The 18047-nt window shown below is 59.4% G+C and carries 13 protein-coding genes and 1 pseudogene; 6 read left to right on the forward strand and 8 right to left on the reverse strand.

The genetic code is table 11. The features are described 5' to 3' along the window. Nucleotide 1 precedes the first annotated feature (1 nt). The 3 genes from C3938_RS00915 (at nucleotide 2) to C3938_RS00925 (ending at nucleotide 3080) form a co-directional block, all read left to right on the forward strand. Entirely contained in the window at nucleotides 2–910 is a 909-nt protein-coding gene (locus C3938_RS00915; protein WP_105101405.1) for a Rossmann-like and DUF2520 domain-containing protein, read from the forward strand. Beyond that, the gene (locus tag C3938_RS00920) at nucleotides 907–1677 is read left to right on the forward strand and encodes a TrmH family RNA methyltransferase (protein ID WP_105101406.1); all 771 of its coding nucleotides are present in this window, start codon (nucleotides 907–909) and stop codon (nucleotides 1675–1677) included. Before C3938_RS00915 ends, C3938_RS00920 begins: the two co-directional genes overlap by 4 nt. Nucleotides 1678–1973: 296 nt before the next feature. After that, a complete protein-coding gene (locus C3938_RS00925) occupies nucleotides 1974–3080 on the forward strand; it encodes an OmpA family protein (RefSeq protein WP_158681511.1) in 1107 nt (368 codons plus the stop codon). A gap of 495 nt (nucleotides 3081–3575) precedes the next feature. On the opposite strand, the gene C3938_RS00930 is transcribed toward C3938_RS00925, so the two are convergent. From C3938_RS00930 to C3938_RS00945, 4 genes are all read right to left on the reverse strand, one after another. Then, entirely contained in the window at nucleotides 3576–4589 is a 1014-nt protein-coding gene (locus C3938_RS00930) for an ABC transporter ATP-binding protein (RefSeq protein WP_105101408.1), read from the reverse strand. Further along, complete coding sequence (locus tag C3938_RS00935; RefSeq protein WP_199775460.1) at nucleotides 4589–6124, reverse strand: ABC transporter permease; 1536 nt, start codon at nucleotides 6122–6124, stop codon at nucleotides 4589–4591. The genes C3938_RS00930 and C3938_RS00935 overlap by 1 nt, the downstream gene beginning before the upstream one ends. Beyond that, nucleotides 6121–7170, reverse strand: a complete 1050-nt coding sequence (locus C3938_RS00940; RefSeq protein ID WP_105101409.1) for a substrate-binding domain-containing protein — start codon at nucleotides 7168–7170, stop codon at nucleotides 6121–6123. Before C3938_RS00940 ends, C3938_RS00935 begins: the two co-directional genes overlap by 4 nt. Before the next feature lie 61 nt (nucleotides 7171–7231). Continuing rightward, complete coding sequence (locus C3938_RS00945; RefSeq protein WP_105101410.1) at nucleotides 7232–8050, reverse strand: hypothetical protein; 819 nt, start codon at nucleotides 8048–8050, stop codon at nucleotides 7232–7234. Between the two features lie 399 nt (nucleotides 8051–8449). On the opposite strand from C3938_RS00945, the gene C3938_RS00950 reads away from it, so the two are divergent. After that, nucleotides 8450–9997, forward strand: a complete 1548-nt coding sequence (locus C3938_RS00950; RefSeq protein WP_105101411.1) for an adenylate/guanylate cyclase domain-containing protein — start codon at nucleotides 8450–8452, stop codon at nucleotides 9995–9997. Continuing rightward, the gene (locus C3938_RS00955) at nucleotides 9963–11090 is read left to right on the forward strand and encodes a hypothetical protein (RefSeq protein WP_105101412.1); all 1128 of its coding nucleotides are present in this window, start codon (nucleotides 9963–9965) and stop codon (nucleotides 11088–11090) included. Before C3938_RS00950 ends, C3938_RS00955 begins: the two co-directional genes overlap by 35 nt. A gap of 5 nt (nucleotides 11091–11095) precedes the next feature. On the opposite strand, the gene C3938_RS00960 is transcribed toward C3938_RS00955, so the two are convergent. The 3 genes from C3938_RS00960 to earP all read right to left on the reverse strand — a co-directional run bounded on the left by C3938_RS00960 (nucleotide 11096) and on the right by earP (nucleotide 15322). After that, nucleotides 11096–13336, reverse strand: a complete 2241-nt coding sequence (locus C3938_RS00960) for an arginine/lysine/ornithine decarboxylase (protein ID WP_105101413.1) — start codon at nucleotides 13334–13336, stop codon at nucleotides 11096–11098. 224 nt (nucleotides 13337–13560) lie between these two features. Next, nucleotides 13561–14136 (reverse strand): elongation factor P, encoded by a 576-nt coding sequence (gene efp, locus C3938_RS00965; protein WP_105101414.1) that lies wholly within the window; start codon nucleotides 14134–14136, stop codon nucleotides 13561–13563. Nucleotides 14137–14188: 52 nt separating this feature from the next. Beyond that, nucleotides 14189–15322 carry an elongation factor P maturation arginine rhamnosyltransferase EarP gene (gene earP / locus C3938_RS00970; protein WP_105101415.1) on the reverse strand — a complete coding sequence of 378 codons (1134 nt, stop codon included), beginning with the start codon at nucleotides 15320–15322 and terminating at the stop codon, nucleotides 14189–14191. Between the two features lie 589 nt (nucleotides 15323–15911). Here earP and C3938_RS00975 point away from each other — a divergent pair. Then, entirely contained in the window at nucleotides 15912–17648 is a 1737-nt protein-coding gene (locus C3938_RS00975; RefSeq protein WP_105103146.1) for a glycosyl hydrolase family 18 protein, read from the forward strand. A 161-nt stretch (nucleotides 17649–17809) separates the two neighbouring features. Here the strand turns inward: C3938_RS00975 and C3938_RS18280 are convergent. Then, nucleotides 17810–17926, reverse strand: a pseudogene (locus tag C3938_RS18280) (hypothetical protein); the annotation flags it as partial. Nucleotides 17927–18047 lie beyond the last annotated feature (121 nt).

Raw genomic sequence — 18047 nt, forward strand, 5'->3', positions numbered from 1 at the left:
AATGTCGAGACTCCCCGCACTGAACATCATTGGCGCCGGTCACCTGGGACGCACCCTGGCCTGCCTGTGGCATCGGCGCGGGATATTTGCCATCGGCGGTATCTGTAATCGAAGCGTTGAAAGCAGCGAGGACGCACGGGCATTTATCGGCGCCGGTACCGCAGTGGCCGGGCTCAACGCCATGCCGCCCGCGGATCTGTGGCTGATCGCGGTCCCGGATGACCAGATTGCCACCACCGCGAAGCAACTCGCGCCGCATCTGCCGGCGGACCGACAGACACTGGTGTTCCACTGCAGTGGCGCCCTGCCCGCTGGCGCACTCACTGCCTGCACCCCGGCGGTTCTCGCCAGCGCCCATCCGGTCCACAGTTTCGCCGACCCCGAGCGGTCGCTTACCGAGCTTGCGGGCGCTACCGTGGCCCTCGAAGGCGAAGCGAGTGGCGTCACGCACCTGGAGAGCGCGTTTCGCGCACTGGATTGCCACTGTATTGTTCTGAGCCCGGAGCAGAAGCTGCTTTATCACACCGGCTCGGTGATGGCATGCAATTACCTGACGGTACTTCTCGATCTCAGCTTGCAGACACTTGCGGCCGCTGGTATCGACGGCGACACCGCCCAGAAAATGCTGGCGCCGATCGTGCTTCAGACCGCCAGCAACAATTTCACCCTGGGGCCGGAGCGCGCCCTTACCGGCCCCCTGGTACGCGGTGATATCGAGACGGTGTCGCGCCAGCTCAAGGCGCTGGAAAACCTGGCTCGGCGCGAACCGGAAAGTACGACACTGGCGGAAACCTACCGCACCCTCGGCAACGCCGCACTGCCACTGGCAAAACGCGCGGGACTGAGCGACACTGCGCGCCGCCAGATGGCCGCCCTATTTTCAGCCCACCTGAACGACACAGCACCGTGACCGACTCCCCCGACTACCTGAAAAAACGCGCATTTTTTGACAGCCTGCTCACCATCTACGGGCGCAAACCCGTACTTGAGGCGCTGGAAGATGACGCTCTGCCGGTCCACAAGCTGCACCTGGCGGACAGCAACCGCAGAGACCAGCTGATCAGCCGTATCGAACAGCTGGCCGCGGAGCGGCAGATTGACATCGCATACTGCGACAGGAAGGCGCTGTCACGTATTTCCAAAAATGCGAAGCAGGACCAGGGCGTTGCGCTGGATCTGGCACTGCCCCATTACGGCGATGCGGATACGTTCCTGAAGGAAAACCGCCAGCACCATTTTGAACTGTTGGCCCTGGACGGCATCACCAACCCGCAGAATCTGGGTATGATCATCCGCTCCGCCTGCGCAGGTGGCATCGACGGCCTGATCCTGCCACGCAAGGGCTGTGCGCAGATTGATCCGCTGGTGATCAAAGCCAGTGTCGGCACCCTGTTTAAAACCCGCATCCTGCGATGCGATCAACTGGCGCCGGTGCTGAGAAAATTTTCAGAACAGGGCGCGCGTGTCTGCGCGCTCTCCTCCCACGCCAATGACACGCTTCGCACCATCGACGACCGAAAGCCAACCATTTTCGTGCTCGGCAATGAGACGCATGGGGTAAGCCCGGCAGTGGAGAATGCCTGCACCCACCGCCTGCGCATTCCAATGCAGAATGGCGTGGAAAGCCTGAACGTAGCCATTACTGCCGCGTTGATCAGCTTTCGCCATCAATACTGAGGCAGGTATTTGTAGAAATTCCCGCCGCTCGACTGCCGTTCAGACGACAGTGTCCTCAATACAAGAACTTCCGCGCCATTAATTTGTTTTTTCGCCGCCGGCACACTGGAAAAGTCGTCGGGATCAACTAATAAGTAACGAGGAAAACAACGGATTTCCCCATCCGGTCATGAAAATTGCGCGACGGTACCCACGGAAGACATTCACACCGAAAACCGATTTCCAACTCCCGCTTCAAGCTCTGACTGAAAGACCAGCGCGCGGAACAAATAAACCATAAATCAAGGATGTTATTTATGCCTTTGCAACCTACGCCGATCAAAATGACATTGGGCGTCGTATTGGCCGCTTCCATGGTCACCAGTACCCAGGTAGTGGCACAGGAAGACCGCTATGTCGACGTTATGCCGTTTCTTACCCGCGTCGACACGGAACGCAACACTGACCGCCAGGCCGCGGGTCTGCGCGCACTCTACGGTTGGCAGACCAGCGGCAACTGGTTTACCGAGGTGCAACTGTTTGGCACGCAACTGGACGCGGACACCAACAGGTTCAAGCCAGCCCCGGTAGTGCCCTCGCCCTATGTGTACACCGGCGAGCTTATTCCCAGCAGCGAAGACGACCTGACCGGTCTTGGAATGGACGTTGTTTACAGCTTCAGCGGTCGCAACGGTTACGCACCGTTCCTGCTGGGTGGCTGGGGTGTTTCCAACAACAACACCAAATTTGACTACGGCCAGCAGGAAACCAACGCGTTTATCAACGTTGGCGTCGGGATTACCACTGGTGCCATCAGCAGCAGCGGGCTGAAAGCGCGGGCCGAAGTGCGCTACATGCGCGATTTTTTCGCGGAGGATTTCGATGACTGGCAGTTTGGCTTCGGCATCAGTATTCCCCTGAGCCAGCCACCCGCGCCCGCTCCGGTTGTGGTCGCGCCGCCACCTGGACCCGAGCCGCAAGTCGTCAATATCGACAGCGACGGCGACGGCGTGCTGGACCAGAACGACCGTTGCCCGGATACGCTGCCCGGCGCCAAGGTGGACGAGTACGGGTGCGTCATCAAAGACCAGACCATCACCCTGGAGAACATCCAGTTCGAGTTCAACTCGGCCAAACTGACCCCTAGAGCCGAGACCTCTCTGAACAAGGTGGTGCAGTCCCTGCGCAATCAGCCCAATACCCAGGTAGAAGTGTCTGGGCATACCGACAGCAAAGGTAACGACGGCTACAACCTGCGCCTTTCTGGTCAACGGGCGGAATCCGTACGCCGCTACCTGATTCAGAACGGTATCAACGCCTCCCGTATCACTGCGCGCGGCTACGGAGAAACCAGACCGGTCGCCTCCAACGACACCGACGCCGGTCGGGCACAGAACCGTCGGGTAGAACTCACGTTCCGCTGAGGCCGCCCGATCTCCGTGAAAGCGGCATCCGCTATCGGATAGCTGCCACCCGCGGAGGGTATGAGCCCAGACCTCCAGAGGCGCGACCTCTCAGTAGCACGAAAGCCGGCATCCGCCGGCTTTTTTTATTCACAATCCACAGAATCTGTGGATATGTCTGTGAGCAACCAACGGGAAAATGCCGCCAGCCCCCATTACTTGGTTGTGACAACAATATGAAGAAAATTTAACCAAAAACATTTTTTCCTTAAAAATCATAAGGTTGCAATTAACTTCAAATCAATCTTGACAAATTTACGATGTAACTGAAGTGCCGAAATCGTTCACCCTGCGCTGTGGAAAGCTTTTTCGTGTAGCCCTTATTGGCTACTGAATTTGATGCCAGATACAGAAGAAGTATCGGTGAGGAGAAGAGTGCACAGCATCGGGGCGAAGGTTGTACACAGCCGGTGCGCACGCGCCGACAGCGAGCACCGGCTGAGCAATCAATTGACGTCAGCGACGACGGGCAAACGCCGCCAGCGGGTGTGTGGTAGTAATGGCCATCTGTACGCGGTCGCCAGGCTTCCCGTGGACCTCGTGGCTGGTTCTTACCCTCAACTGGGCGCCACCCTGAACAGTAACCGCGTACAGACGGGAGCAGCCCTCATAGCGCACCCAGTCAATGACGCCATTGCCGATGGAGGATGGCACGAGAGAAAGGTCATCCGGACGCAGCAGCAGGTCCACTTCACCCTCGGCCGCATCAATGGGAATCCCCGGTGCCGGACCGAGCACCGTGCTTACCTGGTGCTGGCGCAGCTCGCCAGGAAGGAAGCTCGCCTCACCGAGAAAACCCGCGACAAAGCGGCTGGCAGGCTCGGCGAAGCAGACCTCGGGGGTATCCAGTTGCTCGAGTACCCCGCCGTTCAGAATGCCAACACGATCACCGACTGAAAGTGCCTCTTCCTGATCGTGGGTCACCCAGATGGCAGGCACGCCCGCTGCTTTCAGCGCCTCGCGGATTTCCCAGCGCAGATTGTCCTTAAGTGCCGCATCCAGGTTGGACAGGGGCTCATCCAGAAGAACGAAGGCCGGCTCGTGCGCAAGAGTTCGCGCCAGTGCCACCCGCTGCTTCTGCCCGCCGGACAAACGCGCCGGTTTGGCATCGCGCAACCGGTCGAGCCCCAGGAGATTCAACCAGTGATCTGCCAGTGCAGTATTGGTGAGACGGAAACAGACATTCTGCTCCACGGTGAGATGGGGAAACAGCGCGAAATCCTGAAATACCATGCCCACATTGCGCTTTTCCGGTGGCACCGACTTTTTCGCGTTCGCGCGCCAGCTGCCCAATTCGATCTCCCCATCCGAGATGGGAATCAGCCCCGCCAGCGCCTGGAGAATGGTGGTTTTTCCACAGCCAGTGGGCCCTACAAGCATCAGGACTTCGTCCTCTGCCAGGGCCAGATTCAGATTGTTCACCACGGCGGTTGCACCGTAGTGCACCGACAGATTGCTCACCTTCAGCATCAGGAATGGGGGGTCTCTGTAACATCAAATTCCGCCCGGCGCTCGCCGGACAACATCAGCGCGAGTCCCAGTGCCGACATCAATACCAGCAGCAGGCCGGGAATAGCGGCGCGACCAAAATACCCCGCTTCATACACCCGCCACAAGTAGGTGGCCAGGGTTTCGAAACCGGTGGGACCGAGCATCAGCGTCGCTGGCAGCTCGCGCATAGCCTCGAGAAACACCAGAGCGGCACCGGCCACCATCCCACGTACAGTGAGTGGCAGAGTGACTCGCTGGAATGCCTCCCGCGGACTGGCACCCAGTACGCGCGCGGCCTTTACCAGGCTCGGATCAAGCCCCTCCGCAGTGGAGCGCACCGAACCCACCGCCAGCGGCAGGAATCGCAGTACATAGGCCAGCACCAGCAATGCCAGTGTCTGATAAAGGAACGGCAACCGCAGGCCGATATACACGAGCGCAGTACCCATAACGATGCCGGGTACACCAAAGCCAAAATAGGTCATGCGCTCCATCAGGCGCCCGGCGCGACCGGCGATCGCCGCATGGGCCACCGGCACCGCCAGCACGACCGCAAATACAGCCGCCAGAAAAGAGGCGTGCGCGGAGTTCCACGCATAGCTGAGTTCAAATCCTTCCGTGCCCTCGCGGAACAGCCAGACGCCGAACACCGCCAGCGGCAGCACAATGGCCAACACCAGCACAGGCACTACCGACAGGGCAATGGCGAGGCGCTGCCAGCGCCCCGGCCACAAGGTGAGATGGCGCCCGGGCCTCTCGCGACTGCCGCGCACCCGGGACTCCAGAAACAGCACCAGGCCGACAATAACCAGCAGTTGCAGCGACAGCATCGCCGCCTGGCTGAGGCCAAAGGCGTTGTACTCGACGAAGATGACCCGGGTAAAGGTATCCAGGCGCATGATGGCCGGAGTACCGAAATCCGACAGGGTATACAGTGCCACCAGCAGACCACCGGCGGCGACACCGGTTGCCACCCGCGGCAGCACCACCCGCCACAGGCTCGCCGTCAGGCTCATCCCCAGGGTGCGCGCGGCATTAACCAGGCTCGCATCCAGGCTGAGCAGTGAGGCGCGTGTGGTGAGCATCACGAACGGGTAGGAATAGAGAATCATCACGATCGAGGCGCCCGCGAGTCCATCCATCGCCGGCATCGGCAACCCGCTCAGGTTCTCGATCTCACCGCCGCGTCCAAACGCCGCGTACAGGGTAAATGCGCCAATATAACTGGGAATGGCGAGCGGCGCGGCGAGCAGGATGAGCCACAGCCTGCGGCCCGGCATCTGTACATAGGCGGTCAGGAGCGCGAGAGGCACGCCAATCAGGATGGCCCCGAGTACGGTGAACACCATCAGCAACAGGGTGTTGGTGAGAACCTTGAGGTTATGGGCATCAAACAGCTGCACCTCGTCCGAGGCGAGCCCGAACAACACCCCCACCGGCACCAGTGCCATCAGCGCGATGACCAGAGCCAGCGGGTAGGATGCCGGCCATTGCAACGGAGACCTCAGGGTCATAGAACCCCGACGCTGCGCATAAGGTTGAGCGTCGGGCGGAGATCCGCAAGTTGTGTCAGATCCACCTTGGGTGGGGAAATACTGCTCAGGGGAACCAGCCCCTCCGGCGGCTTCACACCGGTAACCAGCGGAATCTCGAAGGCCTCTGACGCCAGGTAGGACTGTACTTCCCGGGACAACAGGTAGCGGATGAAATTGACTGGCAGATTCCCGTCGCTAAGGGCCAGAATCCCTCCGGCATTCACCAGGCAGCCCGCGTCATTTTTGGTAAATGCGAGGTCTACCTTGGCATCGGGCTTGCCGCTTTTGAGACGCAGGGTGTAATAGTGGTTGGCGAGGCCGATATCCACTTCACCCCGCTCAACGCCCATAACCACCCCCAGCTCACCGGCGTAGTTCTTGGCGCGCTTGTTTATGGCTCGCAGCCAGTCCCCCGTCGCTTTGTCGCCTTGCAGCAGGCGCATGGCGGTAACGAAGGACTGAAATGCGGCATAGGCCGGCGCCCAGCCGATGGTCAGATCACTGTCCGCCAGCGCCATGATGCTGTCGGGAATCTGATCCGCGCTCAGACGGCCGGTGTTATAGGGCAGTGTACGGATACGGCCGGTGACGGGGGCCCACTGGGGATATTGAAACCCGGGTTTCAGTTGTGCCGTCAGCTCAGCGGGCAGCGCGCGCGCGAGGCCGGCATCTGCCACCAGACCGATGGCTCCGGAATCCACCGCCCAGAAAACGTCGGCGCGGCGCACGCCGGCCTTCGCCTCGGCCACGATCGTATTCGCGAGTGCCGCGGTAACACCGCGGCGGATCTGGAGGTTCAGCTTGGGATTGCGTTTCTTGATGGCCTCGAGAACATTTTCGTATAAACCACCCTCTCCGCGGCCGAGATACAGGGTGAGATCCCCCTCCAGCTTGGGCAATTGATCAACGGAAACGGCATTTACTGAGGTGTTCGCCACAGGGCCTGCAGCCAGAGCACGGGCTGCAGGCAGACAACCCAGCGCGCCGACCGCCGCCAGGCTATGCAAAAAAGCTCTGCGCTGCACGGTTATTCCTTACTGAAACTTGAGGGCGGGGAGCCGGCACCCCTGGGATACCGGCGCAGACTTAAAAGACGTCTTTACGTTTTTTTTCTGCTTCCAGCAGCAGGCTCTTGGCCTTGTCGAGCTTCGCCTGCATCGCCTCTACGACCTTGCGCACATCATCTACGCTGGTTTTCCCGTCCAGCGCCTTGGGCAAGGTCACATTGAAGTCTTTTTCCAGATCTTCCACCAGAGCCGCATCCTGTTCGATCAGCGCACCTTCAACACCCTCAAAACGGTGCAGATAGGTGTCGTGCACGATGGTGGTCGCCGCTTCCGGAAGTTTTTCCGCGTATTTGGCCACGACACGATCCAGACGGTGTTTGATGTCGTCCAGGGTCTCAGGCATGGTGGTGGGTTCGGCTTCGGTCGTCTGGATCTTGGCGAGGAGTCCCTTTTCCTGGAATTGGGATGCCAGTTTCACCGCACCCAGGCCCTGCCACAGCGCCTGGTTGAGCTTGACCTGCTCTTCCCGCACCTTGGCAACCGGCGCACCGGCCTCGATGGCTTGTTTCACACCGAAAATGCCCTGCCAGATGCTGGCGTAAACCGGGACGTAATTGGTCTCAATCGCCGAGTGGAAATCCACGCCTTCCCAATAGTCCACCATGACCTTGGTATCGGTGCCCTTCAGGCCGTTCTTTTCGTAGGTATCCACTACTTCGCCAAACTTGCCAACCAGCCAGTTCACCTCTTCGGAGTAGGTTCCCATATGGCCTTTGAGATCATTGACATGGTCACCGATGGCCCCGTTGGCGGATACCTGACCGGCGGCCATCCAGGCGCACAGGCCAATAGCGAGTCCCAGGACACGGTGTTTCCGAAAAATGTTGAAGGTTTGCATGGTCACTCCTGACATCTGATTTCCGCAAATGATATTCATTATCAAAGCTAAGATAAAGAGTCATCGTCTGTGGCTTGGCGCAGTTCACCTTGAGCACTCGCTAAGCTCGGCTATCGTTGGTACTGACGCGCCGCCCGGAAAATCAGATCAATGGGCTTTGTTACTGCGAGTACTGGTGGAAACGATAATCTCTCCACCATTTCTGTGCGGCGGGATGCTACCAGTCTGGGGCGGGCTTTTCACCTGTTTCGTCCGGGGGGCGGTTTCGTCGAACCAACATCTTGCTCAACATTGCACCTGTCCGCTGGGCGCGATCCGCCAATATAAAGCGGCCAAAGAGCTGGTATAGTCTCCCCCCTCAGCGTTCTACCCACTCACCCGAATAACGACCGATGACCGATGACTGATGAAGAGTGCCGCCCGTTGATCATCAGGACCAAAGCCACCTTGCGGCACATCGTATACGGTCTGCAGATGCGCCTGATCCGGATGCTCCCGCGACGAATTCCCATTGCCTTCAAGCTGGCGTTGGTCATGACCCTGCTCCTGGTGCTGGGGATGAGCAGCCTTGGCCTGTTCATCAGCAACAATCAGAACCAGCTGATGCGCACTCAGCTGCACGACTTCGGCAGCACCATGGCGCAGCAGCTGGCGAAACTGGCCAGTGAGCCGATCCTGTCCGAAAACCAGCTGAACCTGCGCATGCTGACCACCAATCTGGGACTGGACGGCAAAGTCCTCGGCGCCGGTATTTACGCGCACAACGGCGAGTTGCTGTCGGCCGCCGGGCTCCAGCCCGATCTGTCCGGCATCACGGTTGCGGCGGAGAACATCACATCCCGCTCCTGGCTGCGGCAGGCTGCAAACGGCACCACGGAACCCCTGATCAGCTTTATCGCACCGGCGGTTTACCAGGGCGTCCGGGTCGGTACCGTGGTGATCACCCTGTCGGCGCTGCCGATGGATCAGGCCGCGAGCGGTGCGCGCAAGGCGATTCTCTACGCCATTCTGACGATGACCGTCCTCGCCTCTCTGTTGTCCTACTGGCTGAGCCGGCGCCTGTCACTTCCCATCCATCACCTGATGAAAGCCACACAGGCCATAGGCCGCGGTGACCTCGCGACTCGTATTGAGCAACAGCGCAACGATGAGATCGGATTCCTGTTCGAGGGCTTCAACAATATGGCCGCCGGCCTGCTGAAAAAGTCCCAGGTGGAGCAGGTATTTTCCCGTTACGTGTCAAAAAACGTCGCCGACAAGGTACTCGCCAACCTGGACGAGGTTCGGCTGGTGGACCGTCCGATCGAGGCCACGGTACTGTTCGCCGACATTGTCGGCTTCACCGCAATGTCGGAGAAATTGCAGCCTCGCCAGGTTTCCGAATTGCTCAACGAGTACTTCTCGTACATTTCCCGTGCCTGCTCTCTGTACGGCGGCGTTGTCGACAAGTTTATCGGCGACTGTGCCATGTTGGTGTTCGGTGTCGTGGAAGACGATACCGACCACGCGTTCAACGCGGTCAGCTGTGCGGTGCTGATCCAGCAACTGGCGGCACAGCTGAACGAACAGCGCCGCAGCGACGGCCGCCCGGAAGTGCGCTTCCGCATTGGCGTCAACAGCGGTGCCATGCTCGCAGGCAATCTGGGTTCTGACGAACGGATGGAATACACCGTGGTGGGCGATGCGGTCAACCTGGCATCCCGGTTGTGCTGCGAAGCCGAACCAGACCAGGTCGTCATTCGCCGACAGCTGTTCACTCTGCTGCAGCCGCGCATTGTTGCGCAGGCCGGGCAGACCCTGCCGATCCGCGGCAAATCCACGCCGGTGCAGATCTACGCTGTGCAGGATATTCACGGCGATGGGCGCCCGCAGCTCGAGGCCAACCTGCACCATCTGCTGACGGCAAATAGCGATGGGCAACGTCAGCGTGCGACCGATCATGCGTGAGCCCAGACGGACGCGCCTGTGGCTTGCGGCGAGCCTGATTCTGCTGCCGCTACTACCGGCCTGCAGCCTGACACCGGCATCACCGTCGCTGGAAGGATTTTCAGCAGACACGCTGCAGCAGGTCCGCCTGCAATCTGCCGAACTGGAGCAGCTCCAGAAGCTGGATGGCGTAACGCCGGCCCAGAGACAACATATGCAGCAACTGCAACGCAGCCTGCAGCAGTTCGAGCGCGATGTCCTCCGTAGCGCCGAGCAACAGCAAAAAGAAGGTAACTGGCACGGGGCTGACCAGGTGTTGCAGGGGGCGGCCAAACTACTTCCGGCCAGCCTGGTGATCACCAGCGCAACCCGACAATTGGCCATACAACGCCAGCTACAGGAAGAGCGTGTTCGTATGGAGCTGGAAATCCATCGGGGCGAACAGCTGTTGAAAGACGCGGAGTCCTATCAACGCCTGCAGCAGCTCGTGGGCCCCGGCGCACTCACCTGGCTGGAGCTGAAAAATTACCATCGGCAGCGCCGCGCAACCGCTCAAAATCTGCAACAGTTTGCGCAGAAAGCCTTGCTGCGGGAAAACCGCGAAGACTGGGTACTGGCTCGTCAGGCGCTGACCATCGCACAGGGGTTGTACGGCGATGACCTGCGCACGGAAACCGGCCTGCGCGAAAACCTCGAACGGGATCTCGCCTTCGCCACGCGTCAACTCCGCCCGCCGGCACCACGCCCAGCCAGAGCGAAGCCGCAAAAAAATCACCCGATACCGGTGGAGAATGTACAACAGGCCCTCGACGCCGGGGACCTGCTCAGTGCCAGGCAACAACTGGATCAATTGCTGCAGCGTGCGCCACAGCACCCCCGGCTGGTGGCCCTGCAAACACAGTATCAACAACAGCTGAACATACGCGTGAAGACCGCGCTCAAACGGGGCAACGACCTGTACAGTCAAGGGGAAATCGAACGCGCCCTCAACGTCTGGCGCGAAGCCAGTGCGCTGGCCCCGGATAATATGGAGTTGCTCGGCAACATCGCCCGCGCGGAAAAGGTACTGGACAACCTGCGGGCCCTGTCGGCGCCCGCGGGCTATACCCCCTGACAGCCTCAGTCCTTGACGCAATCCACGCAATAGCGCGCCTTGCCGTCTTTCACCTCCTTCACCAATCCGTGACAGTCGGTTTCAAAACCGGGGAACTGCTCGTTGAAGGTACGCGCAAAACGCAGGTAATTGACGATGGTGCGGTTGAAGCGCTCACCCGGAATCAACAGCGGAATACCCGGCGGGTATGGGGTCACCAGCATGGCGGTGATACGCCCTTCCAGCTCCTCGATGTCGACCCGCTCCACTTCGCGGTGGGCCATTTTTGCCCAAGCCTCGCCCGGGCGCATCGCCGGTACCATATTGCTCAGGTACATCTCGGTGGTCAGACGCGCGACATCGTGCTGCGCGTACACGCTGTGGATGGCGTTGCACAGGTCACGCAGGCCCCAGCCTTCGTAGTGCCTGTTCTTGGCCAGGAACTCCGGCATGCAGCGCCACAGCGGGCTGTTGCTGTCGTAGCAGTCCTTGAACTGCTGAAGCTCGGTCACCAGCGTATTCCAGCGGCCCTTGGTAATACCGATAGTGAACATGATGAAGAACGAGTAGAGGCCGCACTTCTCGACAATAATGCCGTGCTCCGACAGATACTTGGTGAGGATCGCCGCGGGAATACCCCACTCGTCAAAGTTGCCGTCCAGGTCCAGCCCCGGGGTGACGATGGTCGCCTTGATCGGATCGAGCATATTGAAGCCTTCGGCCAGATCGCCAAAACCGTGCCAGTTGTCACCAGCACGCAGCATCCAGTCCTCGCGCTCGCCCATGCCTTCCTCGGCAATATGATCCGGGCCCCACACCTTGAACCACCAGTCGCTGCCCCATTCCTCATCGACCTTGCGCATGGCGCGGCGGAATTCCATCGCCTCGGTGATGGATTCCTCCACCAGTGCAGTACCGCCCGGAGGCTCCATCATCGCCGCCGCCACATCGCAGGACGCGATGATCGCGTACTGGGGCGAGGTGGAGGTGTGCATCAGATAGGCCTCGTTGAACAGGTCCCGGTCGAGCTGACGGCTCTCGGAATCCTGCACCAGGATCTGCGACGCCTGGGAAATACCCGCCAGCAGCTTGTGAGTGCTCTGGGTCGAGAACACCAGCGATTCCTTGCAGCGCACACGGCCCTCACCGATGGCGTGGTAGTCGCCATAGAAATCGTGGAACGCCGCGTGGGGCAGCCAGGCCTCGTCAAAGTGCAGGGTGTCGATCCTGCCATCCAGGGCTTCCTTGATCTCCTCGACGTTGTACAACACACCGTCGTAGGTGCTCTGGGTAATGGTCAGCACCCGCGGCTTGGCGTCGTTGTCTGTGATAAAAGGATTCTGCGCAATCTTTTTCTGGATGCTTTCCCAGTCGAATTCACTTCTGGGAATCGGGCCGATGATGCCGAAGTTATTGCGTGTCGGCATCAGAAAGATCGGGATGGCTCCGGTCATGATGATGGAGTGCAGGATCGACTTGTGGCAGTTGCGGTCCACCACCACGATATCCCCGGGCGCCACGGTGGAATTCCACACAATCTTGTTGGACGTAGAGGTGCCATTGGTGACGAAAAACAGGTGATCCGCGTGGCTGATACGCGCGGCGTTGCGTTCACTGGCGGCGATGGGGCCGGTGTGGTCCAGCAGCTGGCCCAGCTCGTCTACCGCGTTACACACGTCGGCGCGCAGCATATTCTCGCCGAAGAACTGGTGGAACATATGTCCCACCGGACTTTTCAGAAAGGCCACACCACCGGAGTGCCCCGGGCAGTGCCAGGAATAGGAACCGTCAGAGGCGTAGTGCACCAGCGCGCGGAAAAATGGCGGCGCCAGATTTTCCAGGTAGGCACGCGCCTCGCGTACCACATAGCGGGCGATGAACTCTGGCGTATCCTCGAACATGTGAATAAAGCCGTGCATTTCCCGCAGGATATCGTTTGGCAGGTGGTGTGAGGTGCGCGTCTCGCCATAGAGAAAAATCGGGATGTCCGCGTTGCGAAAGCGCAGTTCCGCCACGAATGCACGCAGCCGCGACAGGGTCTCGTCCTGGTTGGCTTCGCTGAATTCATCGTCATCGATAGAAAGGATGTAACAGGAGGCGCGACTCTGCTGCTGAACAAATGACGTCAGGTCGCCGTAACTGGTCACGCCCAGCACCTCCATTCCCTCCGCTTCGATCGCGGTCACCAATGACCGGATTCCAAACCCGGAGGAGTTTTCCGAGCGGAAGTCCTCGTCGATCACGATGATGGGGAACTGAAAACGCATGCTCTCTCTCCGGGTGGGTGGTAGTGGGAGATGTATAAGGTGGTATTGGATGGCTCTTTTTCGGCGGAAATGTATGCGCGCGCACAGGTGCTGTCCAGCCGAATTCAAACGTCGCCGGCGATATTGTAGTGGTGCTTGATACCCTGCGCCCTGCCCGCTTTCACGCGCGGACAACAAAAAAGCCCGGCACACAGGACCGGGCTTTTGGAGCGAGGCCGAGGGCCTTAGGCCGCCGGGGCCTGGGTGCGGTTCTTGTAGGAACCGTCGCGGGTATCGATTTCGATCCAGTCGTCGATTTCGCAGAAGTCCGCCACCTTGACCTCGGTACCGTTGCGCAGCTTGGCCGGCTTCATCACCTTGCCGGAGGTGTCGCCGCGGGCGGAGTTTTCGGTGTAGGTGATCTGGCGCACGATGGTGGTCGGCAGGTCCACAGAGATCACTTTGCCGTCAAAGAATACCGCCTCGCAGATGTCGGTCATGCCCTCTTCGATAAACGGCAGGACGCTCTCCAGGTCTTCGGCACGCAATTCATAGGTGTTGAATTCCGGGTCCATGAAGACATAGTCCTCGCCATTGATATAGGACAGAGTCACTTCCTTGCGATCGAGGATGACCGGTTCCATTTTGTCATCGGCCTTGTACACGGTCTCGGTCTTGGAACCATTGATCAGGTTCTTCAGCTTCATCTTTACAATGGCGCTGTTGCGACCGGATTTGGTGAACTCGGCCTTCTGGACCAGCCAGGGTTGACCGTCGATCAGGGCCACACTGTTGGCCTTCATTTCTTGTGCGGTTTTCATAGGAGTATGAGTATCCGGAATAGGGATGGGGATACCTTTTTCAGGTGGCGCATCATATCCAATTTCGGGAAAAACGCACTAGTGCCGATGCAAGATCCGGATGGCGGGCCTGGGTTTCGCACCAGTGTTCGGCGTGGCCAGACAAGGCTTGCCAATGTGCCTGTACCGCCTCCCAGGCAGCTCCCATATCTCCCCGCCCATTCCAGGCATGCCACATGTCCCTCACCGCGTTGGCGGCTGCCGGCGTCAGCCCATCGCAGTACAGATTCAGAAAGGCGTCCAGCTTGCCCCAGTGGGCCCCCTCCTCCTGCGGGTAAATGTGCCAAAGCAGTGAGCGGCCGGCCCACTGCGCCCGCACGAACGAGTCCTCCCCCCGTACCGCATTGAAATCACAGCTCCACAGCAACAGGTCGTAGTCGTACTGGCTGAGAAAAGGCAGCAACCGGACCTGCAGATTACCGCGTCGCCAGGAATGTTCTGATGCCATGTCCACAACACCGAGCCAGCGCCGCAGGTCCCCTTCGACACGCCCACGGGGCACCAACAACAACGTCGGCTGGCTCCCCTCCGCCATGACCTCCAGCCAACCCGCCAGCGCTGCGTTCTCGTAGGCAAACAGGGAGATCAAACGGGTGTTGTCCGGCTCGCAGACACCGAGCCTGGCGAGAAAGTCCTGACGCACCTGAGGCGATGCCTGAAACCCGCGCCGACGCGTCAGCAGATCGCGCTCACGCAACAGGCCACCGGTACCATCCGCAAAGCCGGGGAAAAAGAAGAATTTCCGCAATCCTCCACCCTGTGGCGAAGGCAGGGTATGGCAGCCTGGGACCCAGTCCTCGGCACTGAGGTACTCGAGATTCAACCACAATGACCCGGCCTGGCGAGCGGCCATGGATGAGACATATCTCGCGGGCAAATTGCAGGCGAAGGCTTCGATGACCACATCGGCCACCTCCTCCGATGGAAATACCGCAGGCCAGTGGCAAATCTCCACCGCCTCAACATGCTGACGACTCAATGACACATCTGCCGCAGGGCACAGCCGCTGAAAGGCGGCTGGTTCATCCACCCACAGACGCACGGCCAGACCGTGCTCGACCGCCAATTGCCGGGCCAGGCGCCAGGTCACGCCGATATCGCCGTAGTTGTCCACGACGCTGCAAAAGATGTCCCAACGCTCGCTCATTGATCGCCACTGGCCAAATGGGGCAAGCACAATAGTCCCCGGCCCATAAGACGTCCAGCCTCACGGCGCGAACCAAGCACGCCCTACCCGCCTCAAGCCGCGCCGGTATGTATCGCCATCAAGTTCACATAACGCAAACGAGCCAATTGCAGAACCTGAGACCGCGCTTCAAACCAGCAGCCTGCAGAATAAAAAACCTTACAAGCGCCAATTGGCACAAATATCCACTCAAAATTGAGAACATCTGGAAACAAATACCTGGATCACCGCTGGCATCCACAGAAAATTGGGGCTATCTTCGTTTACGTACAGATGACAACGCTATCATTTTTTTATGACAGCGCTGTCTGGATGCGTGGCAGGTAATCCGTGTGATTGTTGTCGCGCCAGAACGGGAAGAAGTCACCGTGGTATCCCGTCGGCTGCCAGCACAGCAATCTGTACTTCTCGATAACGCTCGCTGATGCAGTAGGGAGCATGCAGCCGTCAGGTCGCGGCGGGGGGATTCGCGGGGAAGTTGCGCATTGATTCGCCGTTGGCCATCCCGGCTGCAAACCAGGACATTCAACTCCATTAAACGGTGATCAAATTGAAAATAATAAAGTCTTTACAACTGGCGGCAGTGACGCTGCTCAGCCTATTGGCTGGGCAGGTGTTCGCCTACGATTGCGGCGGTCTTCAGGTGTACGTGGATGGCAGCACGTACGACACGGGTAACATCGTGCAAAACAATTCCGTGGCCTACAGCTGTAAGGTGGGCGGCTGGTGTACGGTCGGGGGCCCCTATGCACCCGGTGAAGGCTGGGCCTGGACCGAGGCCTGGACCGATCTGGGCGCCTGTACCGGAAGTTCCTCTTCCAGCTCGTCATCCAGCTCGTCATCCAGCTCATCTTCCAGTTCGTCCTCCTCCAGCAGCTCGTCTTCCGGCGGCAGCTCCAGTGGCTCTTCCAGCTGCGGAGGCCTGCCGGTGTGGGATGCGGCCACCGTCTATGTAGGTGGTAATGCCGTACAGCACTCGAGTGTGAAATACACCGCCAAGTGGTGGACCCAGGGGGACAACCCCAGCCAGAGTGGCGAATACGGCGTTTGGCGTAACGATGGCAACTGTTCGGGCAGCTCATCCAGTTCGTCAAGTTCATCCAGCTCGAGCTCCTCGGGGGGTTCCTCCTCAGGCGGATCGTCCAGTAGCTCTTCCAGTGGCGCCTCCTCCAGCGGCGGCAGCCGGTTGGGTGGCTATTTTGTGCAGTGGGGCGTATACCAGCGCAATTACCATGTGAAAAATATCGTCACCAGCGGATCCGCCGAAAAACTGACTCACATCTACTACGCCTTCGGCAACGTGCAGAACGGTCAGTGCACCATCGGTGATTCCTATGCCGACTACGACCGCTTCTACAGCGCAGCGGAAAGCGTGGATGGCCAGGCTGATACCTGGGACACCGGCGCACTGCGCGGCAGCTTCAATCAGCTGCGCAAGCTGAAGCAGATGTACCCACACATCAAGGTGCTTTGGTCCTTCGGTGGCTGGACCTGGTCCGGCGGTTTCGGCCAGGCCTCACAGAACCCCCAGGCCTTCGCGGACTCCTGTTACAACCTGCTGCACGACCCGCGTTGGAACGGCGTATTTGACGGTATCGACCTCGACTGGGAATACCCGAACGCCTGTGGCCTCAGCTGTGACACCAGTGGCTTCTCTTCACTGACCAACGTGATGTCGGCCATGCGTGCCCGTTTCGGCAACGAACTGGTAACCGCGGCTATCACAGCCGACGGCACCGCCGGCGGCAAAATTGATGCGGCGGATTATGCGGGCGCTTCCCAGTACGTCGACTTCTTCAACGTCATGACCTATGACTTCTTCGGCGCATTCGATGCGGATGGCCCCACCGCGCCGCACTCGGCCCTGTACGACTACCCGGCAATTCCAAATGCCGGTTTCTATTCCGACAGAGCCATACAGGCACTGAAGAACAAGGGCGTGCCGGCAAGCAAGCTCAATCTGGGTATCGGCTTCTACGGCCGTGGCTGGACCGGTGTTAGCCAGTCTGCTCCAGGTGGTTCCGCGTCCGGTGCGGCGGCGGGCTCCTATGAGCCGGGCATTGAGGACTACAAAGTTCTGAAGAACACCTGCCCGGCCACCGGACTCGTTGCCGGTACCGCCTATGCCTTCTGTGGCAACAACTGGTGGAGCTATGACACGCCCTCCACCATCGCCGGCAAGATGCAGTACATCGCCGATCAAGACCTGGGAGGATCGTTCTTCTGGGAACTGAGTGGTGACACCGGCAATGGCGAACTGATTGAAGCCATGCACAGTAATCAATAAGTTGAAGTGAAGTACTGCTCTGCGCGGCCAACTGGCCCGCAGAGCAGATTTTCCGTTGACGATTGTCAGCGGCGAGGAAAGACCGAGAGCATCAAACCCCAGGAATCCGACCGGCGCACAGCAAGATAGACCCGCCGCCCGGCGTTGGATTCAGACTGAAATTACTCCCACTCAATCGTTGCCGGCGGCTTGCTGGAAACGTCGTATGTCACCCGCGAGATATGTTCGATCTCGTTGATGATACGGTTGGATACCTTCTCGATCAGCTCATAGGGAATGGGACTATTGACATATTGGAGCTATTTGCAGCCGCTTAAAGTGCAAAATATCCGAACTATTGCAAGATCAATAGGGATTGATCGGTGCATTCCCAGGTGCTAAACAAATGTCAATCCAAGG

Origin of the sequence: Microbulbifer pacificus (assembly GCF_002959965.1) — a bacterium.
Lineage (GTDB): Bacteria > Pseudomonadota > Gammaproteobacteria > Pseudomonadales > Cellvibrionaceae > Microbulbifer > Microbulbifer pacificus_A.

Bases quoted from the DNA above. Each gene is read 5' to 3' on its own strand.
- efp (WP_105101414.1), bottom strand. From the start codon at position 14,136: ATGAAAACCGCACAAGAAATGAAGGCCAACAGTGTGGCCCTGATCGAC.
- C3938_RS00925 (WP_158681511.1), top strand. From the start codon at position 1,974: ATGCCTTTGCAACCTACGCCGATCAAAATGACATTGGGCGTCGTATTG.
- C3938_RS00960 (WP_105101413.1), bottom strand. From the start codon at position 13,336: ATGCGTTTTCAGTTCCCCATCATCGTGATCGACGAGGACTTCCGCTCG.
- C3938_RS00945 (WP_105101410.1), bottom strand. From the start codon at position 8,050: ATGCAAACCTTCAACATTTTTCGGAAACACCGTGTCCTGGGACTCGCT.
- earP (WP_105101415.1), bottom strand. From the start codon at position 15,322: ATGAGCGAGCGTTGGGACATCTTTTGCAGCGTCGTGGACAACTACGGC.
- C3938_RS00930 (WP_105101408.1), bottom strand. From the start codon at position 4,589: ATGCTGAAGGTGAGCAATCTGTCGGTGCACTACGGTGCAACCGCCGTG.
- C3938_RS00955 (WP_105101412.1), top strand. From the start codon at position 9,963: ATGGGCAACGTCAGCGTGCGACCGATCATGCGTGAGCCCAGACGGACG.
- C3938_RS00950 (WP_105101411.1), top strand. From the start codon at position 8,450: ATGACTGATGAAGAGTGCCGCCCGTTGATCATCAGGACCAAAGCCACC.
- C3938_RS00935 (WP_199775460.1), bottom strand. From the start codon at position 6,124: ATGACCCTGAGGTCTCCGTTGCAATGGCCGGCATCCTACCCGCTGGCT.
- C3938_RS00915 (WP_105101405.1), top strand. From the start codon at position 2: ATGTCGAGACTCCCCGCACTGAACATCATTGGCGCCGGTCACCTGGGA.